This is a genomic window from Bradyrhizobium sp., assembly GCF_035570375.1.
In the GTDB taxonomy this organism is placed as follows: domain Bacteria; phylum Pseudomonadota; class Alphaproteobacteria; order Rhizobiales; family Xanthobacteraceae; genus Bradyrhizobium.
Map to the genome: position 1 here is coordinate 1 of NZ_DATMLW010000243.1, position 14,050 is coordinate 14,050.

Below are 14,050 nucleotides of genomic sequence, written 5' to 3' on the forward strand. Positions count from 1 at the left end.
TAGGCTATCGCGACAAAAACATGCTGATAGAACGAAAAGGAAGGAAGCTGCCCTTAGATACGCAAGAGGGCAAAGACGCTTTCTACGCGAACCTCGAAGACTATGTGCGAATGTTGCAGAGTGAAGGAGCCGCGGTTTACTTGGTGTTAGGGGCTCCCGTTCACGGCCGCTTCAATCCCGGCGCGATGGTAACGCGAAGCATGACCAGCATTCGAGTTGCCAGGGATGCTGGGGAGCCGGTCTCGCTTGCTGAACTTCGATCTGTCTACAACTCCGTCGATACCGATCTGCGCATCATCTCCGAGTGCACTGGGGCTGGACTCCTTGATCCGTTTCCGGACGTCTGCGGCAGTGGCAACACCTGTTCGCCTTTCTTTGAAGCGCGCGAGCCGAAATTTTCGGACGGGATGCATTTACGTCCTGTCTTCGTTCGCGCCCATCTCCACTTTCTCGATTTCTTGTTTATGTAAAGAAGTCCTCGCCCAGCCATGCAAAACGGAATCGCCGGGATTCCGAAACACCCATTGTATAAATCGTAATTGGTGGCTTGACCTCGATACAGCCCGGAAAGCTAGAACGGATTTCATAGACCATCCTTTTAATCGGCCCTCCGATTCCCTGCCCCTATCCCGCTTGGCCCTGCCGCCCGCCTTCTGCTATCGAAAGGACCGAGACCAGCCAGGAACGCCGATGACCTCTTTCGCCTTACCCCACCCTTCACGAAACCTCCTCGCCCCCCTCGCCGTCGTGACGGCCGCCGTCATCGCGCTCGCCCTTGCCTCCCCTTCGCTCGCCGCCGACGAACCCGACGTGCCGAAGGATGGGGGGAAAGGCGCAACGGTGACGGTGCTGAAGGCGGCGAAATTCTGCTTCCCCGCCATTGTCGAGGCCTCCGGCATCATCATCCCGCGCGAGGAAACCATGGTTCGCCCCGATCGGCCGGGCCTGAAGGTCGCCGAAATCCTGGCCGAGCCCGGCGACACCGTCACTGCGGGGCAGAATCTGGCCCGGCTGAATTTTCCCGAGGGCGGGTCCACGATGCTGCAGGCGCCCGTCGCCGGGCTGATCTCCGCTTCGACTGCCGTCATCGGCGCGATCGCCTCGCCCAAGGGCGAGGCGCTGTTCTCCATCATCGCCCGCAGCGAATTCGACCTGGTCGGCCTGGTGCCCACGCAGTACATCTCCAAGCTCGCGGTCAATCAGACGGCGCGCGTGAAGATCGTCGGTGCCGGCGATGTCGAGGGCAAGGTCCGCCGCGTGTCGGCTACCGTCGAGCCCAACAGCCAGCTGGGCCAGGTGTTCGTGGCGATCACGACCAACCGCAGGCTGCTGGTCAATTCCTCCGGCCGCGCGCTGATCACGACCGGGAAGAGCTGCGCGGTGTCGGTGCCGCTCTCCGCGGTGCTCTATGGAAGCGCCGGCACCGTGGTGCAGGTGGTGCGGCGCGCGCGCGTCGAGACCAAGCGAGTCGAGCTCGGCCTGATTTATGGCGCGCAGGTCGAAGTCAAGGAAGGTCTGGCCGAGGGCGACATCGTGGTGGCCCGCGCCGGCGCGCTATTGCGCGAGGGCGATCAAGTGCGGCCGGTTACGGCGGTGGCGGAGGGGAATTAGGATGCACGCCAAATCCGGCTGACGATAGCCGCGAAGAAGGTGTGCTCCCTCTCCCCTTGTGGGAGAGGGTTGGGGTGAGGGGGTTCAGATCTATCGATAGGGTGTAACCCCTCACCCGGATCGCATCTATCGATGCGACATAGCCGAAGCCTTGCTTCGGCGTGCCTTCAAGGAACGGCCGCCGCAGGCGGCCTATGCCTCTCCCGCAAGGGAGAGGTGAAGTCGAGATTCGCGCTTCGCGCGCCCCGGAATGACAGTGGAATGAAAAGCCTCAGCTTCCGGCGCTGGCGCCGAAACGCACGTCCTCGAGCAGCGAGGAGGAGACCGAGGGGACCTGGGCGCCGTCGGTGGCCTTCGAGATCGCGACGCGAGTCTTGTTGAAGACGGCTTCGGCGGCCGCAGTCTGGGCGTTGAGATTGTTGAGCAGCTCGGAAACCAGCACCGAGTGCTGGCCATCCGCGTCATCTGCCACCTTGCCGGGCGTCGCCGAGGTCAGGATCAGGGCGTTGTCGGGCGCACCGATCGGCGCCAGCCCATGCGAGAAGGCGCGGAAGCGCCGCTCGTAGGGGTTACGACGGGAGGCGTCGAGGACGACGAGCTTGGCGCAGGCGCCATTCTCCTTGATGGCGTCCAGCACCGATTCAACGCTGATGCCGTCGCGGCGCACATCGGCTTCCTTCCAGATCGTGGCATCGACCGGGATCATAAAACTCTCGCGCCCAGCCTGGATGCCGTAGCCGCCGAAGAACAGCATCACCACCGAATCCGGGCGGACCATGGATTTCAACCGGGCGATGGCGCGGCTCATGTCGTCGTGGGTGGCGTCTTCCACCACATCGACGTCAAACCCGTCCTGCCGAAGGGCCGCGGTCAGAGCGCGGGCGTCATTGATCGACTGGGTCAGAGGCGCATTGGCGTCGGGATAATGGCCATTGCCGATGACGAGCGCGATCCGCGATGGGCGGCCGGCGTCAGCCTGCTCGGTCGCAACCGGCTCGGCCGCGTCCAGCGCCCGCTTGTTCAGCGCGGCATGGGCGCCGATCGCCAGCGACACCATGCCGACCAAAGCGGCGGTGATGGCTACCGAACGGCGGGAGAGGCCAAGCTTGCTGATGTCCATCGCTACTCTCATTCGTGGTCGCGCGCGCATTTTGGTGGCGCCAACACCTGTCAGGTTTTAGGGGTTGCCGGTTGCTGTGCCGTCCAAATAAGCTCAATTTGCGGCGCCGCAACAAACAAACCCTTAACCCCGTTGGGTCCCCACCGACAACCTCAGAGATTGCTTGACAGGTGGTTGACCCGCCTTGGTTACCGTTTGGATAATGGGCCCCGGTCGCCGTCCACAGGCTGTGATGTCGGTCACAGAGCTTATTCTCGACTTGCGAGCGATTTGGCCGACTTTTGTGGAATTTGCGACCCCTTGCTTGGCATCTCCCATACTTTCATGCCATTTTTCAAGGACTTGCGGCGTGGACGGAAAACCCGCTACCGCAACTCAGGGAAAAGCGAGCGGGTCGAGTCTTTGAACCTGGATGGGCTCTCGAAGATTGGACTAGGTTCGGCTTGTGCCTTTTGGGGGGCGTGCGGCAAAACCGCCCGCGAGAGATTGGATGGCTTTTGGGGATCTCGCGGCAGCCGCATACCGGGCGCTGACGGCCCGGAAGGACGGGCCATCGCTGTATGACGTCTGCGACCCCCTCCTCCTGGACCGGGCCGGCGGCGATCCGCACCTCGCCAAATTCTACAACACCGCATTGGCCAACCCGGCGCTGCGGGGGCTGTTGCGGCGAAGTGGGCTGCCGGAGCTCAACGAGCCGGCGCGGCTGCAAGGTGTTCGCGAAGCCCTGGTGCGGGCGCGCGATGACGAGACGCCGGATTGGGCCGCCATCGGCCAGCCGGTGGCGGAGCTTCTGGACAAGGTCGAGCTGCGCCATCCGCAGCCCCGGCCGGTGCGCGTGGGGGAAGCGCCGCCTGCACAGGGTGAGATCGAGCGCGTGATCCGCGCCTGCGGCGCGCATCTATTGGGTTCGTTCCGAAAAAACGGCTTCATCCCGGCCTACGCCGCCTTCAATCTGATCGGCGACCCGGACCTGCGAGGCCGCGAATTCCTCACCGCACTGACGGGGTTGAACGCGCGCGCCTACAAGAATTCGACCCTGCTTTTCAATCTGGCGCGGATTTTCATCGCGCGCTCGCCGGCACGCGACCTGATCAGCCCGGCATGGGCCGGCATTGCCGAGCCGATGTGGCAGCCCGTCCAGATCCGCCACCGCTCGGCCTATTACGATGCGTTCTATACCGAAGCGTTGTTGAGCTTCGTCGCGACGGGGCTGGCGTCGGCCGAACAGGCCCGTGCCGCACAGTGCGCGATCACGGCCATGGTCGATTTTTGCCTCAAGCCGAGCCGTGAGCGGGTGCGCGCGCGGGACGGCCGCGCCTTCGACGTCGTCACCGCGATGGCGCCACCGCCGCATCCGCGCTTTTCCCGCTTCTTCACCGAAATCAAGCAGAACCTCGGCTTCGGCGTCTACGTGCCGGACTGCGACACCACGGCCTGCTCGCTGTCGGCCGCGACGCAAGCCGGCTCTGATGACCCGATGCTCGATCAGCCGCTGACCGATTTCTATGCCGATTATCAGGTTCAGCCTGGCGCCAACGAACCCAGGGTGAGCGTCCCGCTCAATGACCATATCGACTATGACGGCGGCGTCGTCACCTGGATCGACAGCCTCAAGGGGGAACGGCCGTTCGGCAACGACCTCGATCCGACGCTCAATCTCGACATTCTGGAAGTCAGTTTTCGCAACCTCGCCCGCTGGAAGATCATCGAGACGCCGCGGCGGCTCAAATTCGTGCAGGCGATCATCGCCTTCCAGAAGCGGCTCGCGGCAAGCGGTGCCTTCGCCGATCCGCGCTCGCACATCTATTATCTGCCGGAGCTTTATTGCGCCTATTTCGGCCGCTGCTATGCCGCCTTCATCGCACTGCCTCCGGATGCGCGGGAACTACTCGATGGCGGCGGTGCGTTCGCGTTGATCCGTGAAAAGGTGCTCGCCTATGTCCGGGATGAGATGATCGCGCGCGAAATGAACGTGTTCGACGCGGCCCTTTCGCTGATCGCGCTTACGCATCTTTCCGCCGAGGCGAGCACGTTTACGCCCGCCCTGCAGTGCATCGTCGGCCAGTTCGGCGAAGGCGGACGGCGGGGGCCGTATCACGCCTATGAGTGGAACAAGATGAAGACGCCGACACGCATTCTGGTCGGCGGCGCGGAAGCCACCTCGGCCTTCGTCCTGATGGGGCTTGCGCTCGCGCGCAAGGCGATGCAGGCGCGGGACCAGGCATGATGAAGTCAGGTTGAATCGCTTTGCCAGCAGGCTCCGTGCACCTCTCCCCGTTGGGGAGAGGGACCACGCTTTCATCGTGGCTAAAGTCCAGCCGAGCTTCATCATGTTTCAGCAGGTGCGTATCGCACAAAATTGAAACTTTATTCCCGCAAGGGCGCTGGCGCGTTGGCCCAATCCACACCACAATCCGCCCGCATTGAGCCGTAATTCCATTTGAACGGGTCCTCTTCACATGATCCCAAAACCCTTGTTGGCGATTATTGCTGTTTTCCTGCCGGCGATGGCGCAGGCCGCCGACATCACCGGCACCGCGAAAGTCCGCGAGGGCGATACGGTCCAGATCGGCAACACAAGAATTCGCCTGGGCGGAATCGACGCGCCCTCGGTGGATCAGCTCTGCCTCAACAACGATGGCGAGCGCTGGACCTGCGGGGTGGCGGCGCGTGACGAACTGATCAAGCACGCCGAAAACAAGAACTGGAGTTGCCACATGCGGCAGGCCGCCGATCGACGCGGCCGCGTCATCGCCAGATGCGAGGTCGATGGCGAGGACATCCAGAAATGGCTGGTGCGCAACGGCTGGGCGCTGTCCTATACCAGGTTCTCCCACGATTACGACGAGGACGAAAAGGCTGCGCGCGAGGCCAAGCTCGGCATGTGGCAGGGCGCATTCATCGCGCCATGGGACTGGCGGGTCCGCAACAAGAAGACCGCCATCCTCGGTGCTGCCAAGCCGCCGGAGAACGCGCATGCGATACTGATGGCTTCGGCCTCGGGATCGGTGGCGCCCTCGCCCGACTGCACCATCAAGGGCAACGTCAACCGGGCCGGCGAGTGCATCTACCACAAGCCGACCAGCCGCTGGTATGCGAAGATCGAGATGAAGATCACCAAGGGCACGCGCTGGTTCTGCTCGGTCGATGAAGCCGAGGCCGCCGGCTGCCGTGAAACCAAGCGATAGCGTGGCGCGCTGGATTCCACGTACGCGGAGACGACTGACTTGGCGGGGCGCGCGCAGCAGCGCTTTCCGGAATGGGCCGCTCACTGCAATATCATAGCGGTCCGGCTTGAATTTCCCGCCAATCCCCGGCATCCCTTGCCCGGAGCCAAAGCAAGAGGAATCACAAAATGGTCGTTCGCGCGGGCCGGGAATTCCTGGCGATCCCCGGGCCCACCACCATGCCCGACGAAGTGCTGCAGGCGATGCACCGTCCGGCGATGGACATCTATTCCGAGCAGATGGTGCAGCTGACCGACGGCCTGTTGCGCGATCTCTCCAGATTGTTCGCGACCAAAGGCCAATCCTACATTTACATCGCCAACGGCCATGGCGCGTGGGAAGCGGTGATCAGCAACGTGCTGTCGCGCGGCGACAAGATCCTGGTTCTCGAGAGCGGCCGCTTTGCGGTTGGCTGGGGCAATGCGGCGGCCGCGATGGGCGTGGACGTCGAAGTGCTCAAGGGCGACTGGCGACACGCGGTGAAGCCCGCTGCCGTCGAGGCCCGCCTGCGCCAGGACAAGGAGCACAGGATCAAGGCGATTCTGGCAGTGCAGGTCGATACCGCCTCGGGCGCGTTCAACGATATCGAAGCCATCGGCAAGGGGATCAAATCAACCGGTCACCCGGCGCTGTTTCTGGTCGATACTGTGGCCTCGCTCGGCTGCATGCCGTTCGAGATGGATGCCTGGGGCATCGACGTCGCCATGTGCGGCTCGCAGAAAGGCCTGATGACGCCGCCGGGGCTGGGCTTCTGCGCCGCCAATGCGCGCGCCCTTAAAGTGCACAAGACGGCAGGGCTGCGAACGCCCTATTGGGACTGCACGGAACGGGAAGGCACCGAGCATTACCGGAAATACGGCGGCACCGCGCCGATTCATCTGCTGTTCGCACTGCGCCAGGCGATCGACATGCTGTTCGCTGAAGGCCTCGAAAACACATTCCGGCGCCACTGGCTGCTGGCCGAAGCCGTGCGCCGCGCGGTTGCGATCTGGGCCGAAGGCCAGGTGCTTGCCTTCAATATCGCCGAGGCGAACGAGCGCTCGGACACGGTCACCACCGTGGTGATGGCAAGCAGTCATGATCCGCTCGCGCTGCAGCGCTACTGCAAAGAAAAATGCGGCGTCGTGCTTGGCGTCGGGATCGGCGAACTCACGGGCCAGGCGTTCCGGATCGCCCATATGGGCCACGTCAACGCGCCGATGATCCTTGGCACGCTTTCCGTCATCGAAGTCGGCCTGCGCGCGCTCGGCATCCCGCACGGCCGAAGCGGCGTCGAGGCGGCGATCGACTTTCTCGGAGAAAGTGTGACCGCCTAGTGGAGCGGATTTGACATTCGCTAGCCACCTGGTGCCCGCTTTTCGAAGTTCGCAGTCCATCGCTGCAGTGTTAGAATCGGACCACCAGGCGCGCCTCAAGGCTTTTCGGCCCCCCGGCATTCGTGCTTATACTGATCTGGCGATAAATAAGCCGCCGGCACCGGCGCGCGTATTCCCAAGCGGGCATTCGGTTCTCGTCGCAATCAGGTTCCCGCCGCCGGCGTGGACCTGGTCGGCCAAGAATGCGCGCGAGGAAAGAACAGGGAGTGAAGTGATTGGCGTCCGTTGAATTGCGCGGCCTGACCAAGCGGTTTGGATCGCTAGCCGTCGTGGACAATGTCTCGTTGCGGATCGACCATGGACGGTTGATCTGCCTGTTGGGCCCCTCGGGCTGCGGCAAGACCACGACGCTGCGGCTGATCGCCGGATTCCTCGAGCCGACGAACGGCGAAATCCATGTCGGCGACCGCATGGTGTCTTCGCAGGCGCGCACCATGCCCCCCGAGCAGCGCAACATGTCTATGATTTTCCAGAGCTACGCGCTCTGGCCGCACATGACGGTTGCCGACAACATCACTTACGGCTTGCGCTTGAGGAAAATGGATCGCGATACCATCGCCAAGAAGCTGAAAGCGATCCTTGCAACCACCAAGCTTGAGGCTCTCGCCCATCGCTATCCCGGCGAATTGTCGGGCGGGCAGCAGCAGCGCGTTGCGCTGGCGCGCGCGCTGGTCGTCGAACCGGAGACGCTGCTGCTGGACGAGCCGCTCTCCAACCTCGATGCCAATTTGCGCGAGGAGATGCGATTCGAAATCCGCCGCCTGCACGACCAATATCGCTATACGACGGTCTATGTGACCCACGACCAGTCGGAGGCGATGACCACCGCCGACCTGATCGCGGTGATGAACGGCGGCAAGATCGATCAGCTCGGCACGCCGGAGGAGATCTACGACCGGCCACAATCGGAATTCGTCGCGCGCTTCATCGGCTCGAGCAATGTGATCCGGGGCGTTGCTCGGGACGAAAACCACATCTCATTCTCCGGCGCGAGCTTGCGCGTGGTGGGCGCGAAACTGACGGCCAATCAGGGCGCCGCGGTCGCCATCCGCCAGCACGACATCCAGCTTTCGACGAAGGCGCCGCAAGAATCCGACAATTCCGTCAAGGCGACCGTCACCCGCCAGGTGTTTCTCGGCGCCAACCGCGACTACATGGTCGAAACTTCCGACGGCACAGTGTTGCGCGCGGTCACCTCGACGCGCACGGCCGTCGCACCCGGCACCGAGGTCTGGCTCACGCTGCCGGCCGAACGCTGCCGGGCCCTCAGCCGATGATCGGTGGCCGTCATTGCGAGCCAACGGGTCGCGCGCATGCGCGCCCGATGACAGGCTCCGCGAAGCAATCCATGGCCACCATGCACGCGCTATGGATTGCGTCGTCGCGAGGGCTCCTCGCAATGACCGGAAAAAGGAAACCGAGGCGATGCGCACAGCCGTAACCAGGCGCGGCATCATCACTGGCTCGGCGGCGCTTGGCTTGACGGTTTTCGCCGCGCCGCTGAAGGCTGCCGCCCCGGAGGTGCAAGCGATCACGCCACAACTGATCGAAGCGGCAATAAAGGAAGGCAAGGTGGTGCTGTATTCCCCGATGGATCTTCCCGTGGGGGAAAAACTCGGAAAGGCCTTCGAGGCGCGATATCCTGATATCCAGGTACAGATCGAGCGCACCGGCTCCGAGCGATTGTTTCAGCGCGTCGAGCAGGAATTTGCATCTGGCATTCATGCCGCCGACGTCATCAACAGCGCAGATGCCTCGCACTTTATCCCCTGGAAGCGCAACGGCTGGCTGGCGCCCTTTGTGTCCGAAGACATCGCAAGATATTTTCCGCCCGAGTATCGCGATGGCGACGGAATGTTCGCGACCTCCCGGCTCTGGCTGTCGTCGATCGCCTACAACACCAACCTCGTCAAACCGGAGGACGCCCCCCAAGGTTTTGCCGACCTTTTGCAGCCGAAATGGGCGGGGAAAATGGTCAAGGGCCATCCCGCCTATAGCGGCACCATCATGACGACCACGTTCCAGCTCGTTCGCGAACTCGGCTGGGACTATTTCGAGAGACTGTCGAAGCAGCGCGTGATGCAGGTGCAATCATCGACCGACCCGCCGAAAAAACTGGCGCTCGGCGAGCGCGCCGTGATGGCGGACGGCAACGAGTATAATGTCGTTCTTCTCAAGGAGGCCGGTCAGCCGGTCGAGCCGGTGTATCCGGCGGAGGGCACGCCGACAATTTCCGGCCCTACCGGAATATTCGCAAGCGCCCCGCATCCGAATGCCGCAAGGCTGTTTCAGGCGTGGCTGCATACGCGGCAAACCCAGCAGTTCTTCATCGACTTCACGGCACAATATTCGGTTCATGCCCAGGTGCAGGCGAAACCGGGCCGCCGCAAGATTTCCGACATCAAGCTGATGAAGGAAGACCCTGCGGGCGTCGAGAAGATGGCGGATGAGATCAAGACGCGCTATGCGCGGCTGTTTAAAGTATAACTACCCCCCATGGTGAGGAGGCGCTTTGGCGCCGTCTCGAACCATGAGGCCACCTCGTATCCTCATCATTCGAGACGCGGCTTCGCCGCTCCTCAGGACGAGGGAAACTTTTGGCTAGCAACATGACCGTCATCACCAGCATCGACGCTCCCCGAGGCAGGTTCGACTGGACCAGGCCGGTCCTCTGGTTGTTCGCCGCATTTCTGGTCGCGCTGATCCTGCTGCCGATGTCGTGGCTTGCGATCTACAGCGTCAGCGACAAGGCCAATCACCTGACGCTGCAGAACTTCGTCACGCTGTTCACCGATCCCGACTTCCTCGACCCGTTGCTGACCACGGCGATCATCGCGACCAGCTCCGCCGTGATCTGCTGCGCCATCGCCGCGCCCATGGCATGGCTGGTGTCGCGCACCGATATGCCCGGACGGCAGTTCATCCGCGCGCTGGTCACGGCCTCGTTCGTGACGCCGCCGTTTCTCGGCGCGGTTGCCTGGGAATTGCTGGCGGCGCCCAACAGCGGCTTGCTCAATCAGCTTTACCGTGTCGTCACGGGCGCGGAATCCGACGAGCACCTGTTCAACATCTATTCGCTGGTCGGTGTGATTTTCGTCATTTCCTGCTACACATTTCCCTTTGTATTCGTGCTCGTTGCCAACGCGCTCGACAACATGCCCGGCGAACTCGAAGATGCCTCCGCCATTCTCGGCGGCAGGGCATGGACCACGGCGCGGCGCGTGACGATTCCGCTGGCGCTACCCGCCATTGTCGCCGGCGCGCTGATCGCGTTTCTGCAAGCCATGACGCTGTTCGGCTCACCGGCGATCCTGGCGCTGCCGGCCGGCTTCCACACCATGACCACCAAGATATGGAGCCTGTTTCAGTATCCGCCGAAGCTGGAGCTTGCGGCGGCCGCGGCCGTGCCACTCTTGATTCTGACCATTCTGCTGCTGCAAGGGCAGAAGTTCCTGCTCGGTCGCCGCGGCTATTCGGTGCTCGGCGGCAAATACGGCCCGCCGCGACGCGTCGAAATGAAAAAGTGGCGCTGGGCGGCGCTCGCGTTCTGCCTGTTGATGCTGCTCAACCCGGTGTTTCTGCCCTATTTCGCGCTTCTCAACGCGTCCTTCTCGCCCAACGCAACGACGCTGGTGACGCCGTCGACCTTCACCCTGCACAACATCGTATTCGTGTTCACTGAATTGTCGTCGACCCAGCTTGCGCTGAAGAATACGGTCATTCTCGGTGCCTCGACGGCGACGATCGGCACCCTGCTGGCGCTAGTGGTCGCCTATGTCACCACCCGCCGGGTGATCGCGGGTCATCGCGTGCTTGGCTTTCTTGCAACCGCGCCGGTTGCCGTTCCCGGCATCGTGCTCGGCGTCGGGTTGTTCCTCAGCTATACGCGGCCGCCTTTCGTGCTGTATGGAACGCTATGGATCCTGCTGATCGCGTTCCTGACCATCAACATGCCGTCGGCCTATCAGCAATTGCAGGCGGCGTTTGCCACCATCCATCCCGAGCTCGAGGATGCCAGCCGCATTCTCGGCGCGACGCGCCTGCAGTCGCTGCGTCAGATCACGGCCCCCCTGCTGCGCACCGGCGTCATCGCAACCTGGTGCTTCATCTTCATCGGCGTGATGCGGGAGCTCTCCGCCGCGATAGTGCTGTTCACCTCGCAGACCAAGGTGATCAGCGTCCTGATCTACGACCTCAACGAGAGCGGCGACCTCGCCGCGATTTCCGTGCTCGGGATTGCGATGCTGCTCATCACTTTCGCGGTGGTGCTCGCGGTCAACCGGATTCCGATGTTTGGCGGCAATGCCGGCGCGCGGCTGCGCAACTAGAGCCTTTTCGGTTCTGATTGAATCAGAACCGAGGCTCTAATCTTTTGTTTTGACGCGTTTTCTCCACGCGAACCGGTATCCACTTCGCTCGAAAACGCTACAGTGTCCTGATTTGCGAAGTTCGCGTCATTGCGCGGCAAGTCGATGTCCGCTTACCCCTAAACCGACGCGATTGCTGCGCGGGCCGCGAAATAACACGACGGGCCAAGGGGCGACGTGGGTCTCCTGCATGCCCCTCTGGCGTTGTCTTTCAGCCTGCGGACACGCCCGCCTTTGCCCGGCTTATTCCGAGAGCCAAAATGCGATGCAGCAGGTACGGGTAATCGAGCCCGTCATGCCGGGCCGCCGTGGCGAACTCCTGGCTCTTTGCGATTTCCGGATTGGGGTTCGCTTCGATGAAATACAGAGTACTGTCGGCAGAGAGGCGAAAGTCGATGCGGGCGTACCCATCGAGCCCCAGTATTCGGTAGATGCGTTTCGCTGTTCGCTGAATAAGGGCGGATACCTCCGGCGTAAGGTTCTTGGCCGGCCCATCTACAATTCCGACGCGCTCCTGGTAACTAAGATCGTGTTTGACCTTCTCGGTGGCGATCGCCTGACCGCCCATGGTGCCGAACTTCAATTCCCAAACCGGCAGCACTTGCAGCCTGTTGTTGCCGAGCACGGCGACATAGAGTTCGCGTCCCTCGATATATTGCTCGGCGATGGCGGCCGTTCCGACCCGCTCATGGATGAAGGCGACGCGCTCCGCGAGCTTGTCGTCCGTATCAACGATGGATGCCTGGGCGATCCCCCGCGATCCATCCTCGTTCAGGCTCTTGACGATCAGTGGCAGCGCAAGGCGCGCCGGTCGTTTGACCTTGCGGCGCATCGGGAATACGGCGAAGGCCGGCACCGCGATCCGACGATGGTGCACCAATGTTTTGGACAGGTCCTTGCCGCGCGCCAGGATCAGGCCGCGCGGGTTGCACCCGGTATAGGGGATCTTCATCAGCTCGAGAAAGCTTGGAATGTGCTGGTCATACACCGGTTCATGGTGAAACTGCTCCAGCAAGTTGAATACCACATGCGGCTTGAAGCTTTCGATCTCGTCGCGCACCGGTTTGATTTCTTCCTGCACGCCGAGCGGGCGAACGTCATGGCCGGCCGCGCGCAAGGTACTCACGACGTCGTATTCTGTTTTCCATTCGTTGATTTCGCGCGCGGTGTATCCGTCGGTAGAGTCCGGAGGCACAAAGTCCGTATGCATGAGCACCAGAACGCGCAGGCGTCTCATAAGGCGATCCATTTGCGCCGCGACGGACCGAACAACGCGTGCATGGTCTTGGCGGTCAGCAGGACGGTGAAGTCGATCAAAAGCTTCCGATCGGAGCCGACGGCACGCAGATCGAGCTCGCGGCAGCGGGAGATCATGTCGTCAAGCACGGCATCCAGTGTAAGCTGATTCTCTCCCGTCCACTGCGCAACCAGCTGCCTGATGTGGGCGCGATGCCGCCTGATGAAGGTCGAAGCCGGTTGCCCCCGGCGATGCCGCGGGTCGGCGGAAAAGAGTCGGGAGAGGTCACGGTCGTAAGTCTTCGGTGGCGTGAAGGCGTAGAACGCCTGCTTTTTCTGGTAGTGTTCGCCAAGCGTCTGGCTGAGCTCGTGCAACGGGTCGACGCGCTCCCGCGTCGCGACTGGCGGCCGCCTGCCAGCGATTTCGCCCATCAGTTCGTCGACATATTCGAGCTTCTTCAGCGCCGGCCAGCCGGCGTAGCGCGTCCGCCAGTTCGAGCGTGGCCGCAGCCACACTGCAAAGGTTTCGGCGAAATCCTCGTCCGGGTGGCTCTGCGCATACCAGAGCCGGAGATGCTGGACATAACGCCGGCTGGCCGGATTGGGCCGGTAGTAGCGCGGGTAGTGTTTCGAGGACGGGCCGAACAGCCGCTGCCAGCGCCGGCGGCGTTGCAGCTGGTAGGCGTGCTGCACGGCATGGCCTGCCTCATGACGGAGAATGGCCATGCATTCGGACCAAGTGCCGCCCTCGACGTCGAGCATCATTTTCTTCTCGATCTTCATCAGGCGGGGATGGGTGAGATAAAAGGGTATAGCAATGCCGGGCACGCCCGCCGGACTAAACCATTCGCTCGATATCCAGGCATGTGGCCGCAGCCGGATGCCCCGCTCTTTGAGCTCTTCATAGAGGGCGCTGACACAATCCTCGAGCCAGGTGCCTTCGACCCCGATCCTCAGACTGCTGAGGCGACGCGTGAGCAACTGCTCATCCGATAGCTTTTCCCAGGGATATTTCCGGCGTGGCATAGCGGTCCAGGAGGCATAACAACTCGGTGTCGGGATGGTGTCATAGGACGCTGCTGCCAACAACCGCCGAATCTTCGCAGCGTGCCG

The 14,050-nt window shown here is 62.5% G+C and carries 11 protein-coding genes; 8 read left to right on the forward strand and 3 right to left on the reverse strand.

Annotation, left to right across the window (positions count from 1 at the left end):
• A partial coding sequence (locus VNX23_RS26570) for an SGNH hydrolase domain-containing protein (RefSeq protein WP_325634541.1) occupies positions 1-470 on the forward strand: 470 nt, incomplete at its 5' end.
• A 220-nt stretch (positions 471-690) separates the two neighbouring features.
• Positions 691-1,611, forward strand: a complete 921-nt coding sequence (locus VNX23_RS26575) for an efflux RND transporter periplasmic adaptor subunit (RefSeq protein WP_325634542.1) — start codon at positions 691-693, stop codon at positions 1,609-1,611.
• Positions 1,612-1,882: 271 nt separating this feature from the next.
• On the opposite strand, the gene VNX23_RS26580 is transcribed toward VNX23_RS26575, so the two are convergent.
• Complete coding sequence (locus tag VNX23_RS26580; protein ID WP_325634543.1) at positions 1,883-2,731, reverse strand: caspase family protein; 849 nt, start codon at positions 2,729-2,731, stop codon at positions 1,883-1,885.
• Between the two features lie 490 nt (positions 2,732-3,221).
• Between VNX23_RS26580 and VNX23_RS26585 the strand changes: the two genes are divergently transcribed.
• The 6 genes from VNX23_RS26585 to VNX23_RS26610 all read left to right on the forward strand — a co-directional run bounded on the left by VNX23_RS26585 (position 3,222) and on the right by VNX23_RS26610 (position 11,662).
• Positions 3,222-4,958, forward strand: coding sequence for a hypothetical protein (locus VNX23_RS26585; protein ID WP_325634544.1), 1,737 nt, complete (start codon positions 3,222-3,224; stop codon positions 4,956-4,958).
• 232 nt (positions 4,959-5,190) lie between these two features.
• Complete coding sequence (locus tag VNX23_RS26590; RefSeq protein WP_325634545.1) at positions 5,191-5,919, forward strand: thermonuclease family protein; 729 nt, start codon at positions 5,191-5,193, stop codon at positions 5,917-5,919.
• Between the two features lie 167 nt (positions 5,920-6,086).
• Entirely contained in the window at positions 6,087-7,274 is a 1,188-nt protein-coding gene (locus VNX23_RS26595) for a pyridoxal-phosphate-dependent aminotransferase family protein (RefSeq protein WP_325634546.1), read from the forward strand.
• Positions 7,275-7,549: 275 nt separating this feature from the next.
• Entirely contained in the window at positions 7,550-8,611 is a 1,062-nt protein-coding gene (locus VNX23_RS26600) for an ABC transporter ATP-binding protein (protein WP_325634547.1), read from the forward strand.
• 148 nt (positions 8,612-8,759) lie between these two features.
• Positions 8,760-9,821 (forward strand): ABC transporter substrate-binding protein, encoded by a 1,062-nt coding sequence (locus tag VNX23_RS26605; RefSeq protein WP_325634548.1) that lies wholly within the window; start codon positions 8,760-8,762, stop codon positions 9,819-9,821.
• Between the two features lie 122 nt (positions 9,822-9,943).
• Positions 9,944-11,662, forward strand: coding sequence for an iron ABC transporter permease (locus VNX23_RS26610; RefSeq protein WP_325634549.1), 1,719 nt, complete (start codon positions 9,944-9,946; stop codon positions 11,660-11,662).
• 250 nt (positions 11,663-11,912) lie between these two features.
• Here the strand turns inward: VNX23_RS26610 and VNX23_RS26615 are convergent, their stop codons facing one another.
• Positions 11,913-12,938 (reverse strand): D-alanine--D-alanine ligase family protein, encoded by a 1,026-nt coding sequence (locus VNX23_RS26615; RefSeq protein WP_325634550.1) that lies wholly within the window; start codon positions 12,936-12,938, stop codon positions 11,913-11,915.
• A complete protein-coding gene (locus tag VNX23_RS26620; protein ID WP_325634551.1) occupies positions 12,935-13,918 on the reverse strand; it encodes a putative zinc-binding metallopeptidase in 984 nt (327 codons plus the stop codon). The genes VNX23_RS26615 and VNX23_RS26620 overlap by 4 nt, the downstream gene beginning before the upstream one ends.
• Between the last annotated feature and the right edge of the window lie 132 nt (positions 13,919-14,050).

Excerpts from the sequence above, each read along its gene's own strand:
- VNX23_RS26575 (WP_325634542.1), top strand. The coding sequence starts at position 691 with ATGACCTCTTTCGCCTTACCCCACCCTTCACGAAACCTCCTCGCCCCC.
- VNX23_RS26580 (WP_325634543.1), bottom strand. The coding sequence starts at position 2,731 with ATGGACATCAGCAAGCTTGGCCTCTCCCGCCGTTCGGTAGCCATCACC.
- VNX23_RS26585 (WP_325634544.1), top strand. The coding sequence starts at position 3,222 with ATGGCTTTTGGGGATCTCGCGGCAGCCGCATACCGGGCGCTGACGGCC.
- VNX23_RS26590 (WP_325634545.1), top strand. The coding sequence starts at position 5,191 with ATGATCCCAAAACCCTTGTTGGCGATTATTGCTGTTTTCCTGCCGGCG.
- VNX23_RS26595 (WP_325634546.1), top strand. The coding sequence starts at position 6,087 with ATGGTCGTTCGCGCGGGCCGGGAATTCCTGGCGATCCCCGGGCCCACC.
- VNX23_RS26605 (WP_325634548.1), top strand. The coding sequence starts at position 8,760 with ATGCGCACAGCCGTAACCAGGCGCGGCATCATCACTGGCTCGGCGGCG.
- VNX23_RS26610 (WP_325634549.1), top strand. The coding sequence starts at position 9,944 with ATGACCGTCATCACCAGCATCGACGCTCCCCGAGGCAGGTTCGACTGG.
- VNX23_RS26615 (WP_325634550.1), bottom strand. The coding sequence starts at position 12,938 with ATGAGACGCCTGCGCGTTCTGGTGCTCATGCATACGGACTTTGTGCCT.